The following is a 1,944-nucleotide window of genomic DNA, read 5'->3' on the forward strand; positions in this document are numbered from 1 at the left end:
GTCGGCGATCGCGACCGCGGACCCCAGGCGCAGCGGCGTGGAGCCGCTGCCGCCGTCGCTGGCGGCGAGATTGAACGCGCTGTTGATCTTGCGGGTGAGGAAGTCCAGGTACGGTGCCTGGAGCCGGTACGTCTCCCGCACGTCCCGGGCGAGCCAGTCCACGTAGCCGGCACCCGCCTTGGCCCGGGCGCTGTTGCGCTGCGCATCCACCAGGTCCAGGGCCTGTACCGAGAGGTCCCCGCCGGCAGAGAGGTCGGACCGGAAGACCGCCCTGGTGGTGCTGTCGTAGTCGGCAACGGCGACGGCCGGTGCCGCGGTGGCCCCCTTGCCGATGGCCGAGAAGCTGACGTCGTTGGTCAGCGACTGCCGGGTGAAGGCGTTCACCAACACGTCGGAATCGTTGGCTGTATTCAGCGTCACACCGTCATCGACGAGTGCGGTGGTTTCGCTGTCGGTGACCGCCACACCCAGGGCGAAGCCCATGGTCGTCAGGGCATTGCCCTCGGCGTCGTGCTGGTTGATCGCCTCCGCGCTCTGGCGGAGTGTGTCCTCGCTGCTGGCGGTGACGTCCAGGTCGCCGTCGACATTGACCGTCGCACCGGAGTCGATGCGCGCTCTGGTGATCCCGCCGAGCTCGCCGTAGGCCACGCCCATGTTGAACGGGATCGCCTTGTTGTAGGCACCGAAATCGCCGTCGGCGCCGTTGTCGACCCGGCGCACGGCGTCCGCGTCTATGGACACGTCACGCTCGGCGGTCAGGGTCGCCGTACCCTTGACGGTGACCTCGGCGTCGGAGCGGGCGATGGAGACCGCCACCATGTCCTGCACCGCCTGGAGCTGGTCCGGATCATCGCTGGGAATGGCGTCCGCCAGACCGCTGAAGCTGTCGCGGCCATAACCCTGAAGACGCTCATAGAGCGACGAAAAGTTGCTGGCATCGTCGGTGATCTCGAGCACGCCGGACAGGAAGGACGGCGAGACCTCGGCGAGGCTGCCGGCATCGAGGGTGATATCCCGGCCCTTGAGTGTGCCGGCCACGGTCACGGTGGCACTGGCATCCGCCTCGCCGGCGAGCTGGACGTCGCTGGCGGCGGCGGTAATGGTGAGATCGCCGGATGCCGACGCCTCCTGCGCGTTGCGCGCGTTGACCAGCGCCCCCGCGGCCACCGTCACGGTGGCCGCCGCCCCGTCGTCCGCGCCGACGGCACCGGGGGTCTCCACGTCCGCGGCGGTGCCCCCGCTGCCGTCACATACCGCGCAGACGTCAGCGGCATTGGCGGTGATCCGGATATCACCGGCCTGCTCGCTGTTGCCCGGGTCCGTGGTGATCTCCGCCGCTGCGCCAACGCCGACATCGGGCCCGGCAATCTCGATATCGCCCGCGGCCACCTCGCCGCCGGCGGAGACCGCCGCGCCGTCATCGTCGCTCATCATGGCGGCGAGCCGGCCGTTGACCTCGACGCTGTCGCGGGCGTCGATGACGATGGAGCCGCGGGGCGCGTCAACGCCATCGACGTTAACGGCAGACTTGAACACCGCCCAGCCCCCGCCGTAGCCGGTGTCCGTCTGCGCCGACAGCGACGCCCCCTGGGCGACGATGGCCTCGGCACCGAAGAGACTGATCGCGCCGTCGGCATTGACCTGCCCCTCGATGGTGATGCTGCCGTCGGCAGCGTCGTAGTCGCCCCGCATCAGCCTCGCGACACGCTCGTCCATCGCCCCGCCATCCACGGTGGCGTCGCCGACGGCCGCCAGCATGGCGTCCATCTCGGCCCCGGTGGGCGTGGTCACCACGAGGCTGCCGACGTTGACCACCCCCGAGGCCCCAACCACGAGGCCATGGGGGTCCGCGAAGACGATATTGCCACCGACACCGCCGCCCTCGCGGAGCCCGTTGAGGGTGCCGTTGATCCGGGCCCGGGCGTCGTGGACGAGGTTGACGAG

The 1,944-nt window shown here is 70.1% G+C and carries 1 protein-coding gene; it reads right to left on the minus strand.

What is annotated here, in order from left to right; genetic code table 11:
- The coding region (locus tag G7A99_RS18830; RefSeq protein ID WP_163143077.1) for a leukotoxin LktA family filamentous adhesin at positions 1-1,944 on the minus strand (1,944 nt) is incomplete at both ends.

Source organism: Arhodomonas sp. KWT, assembly GCF_010993615.1.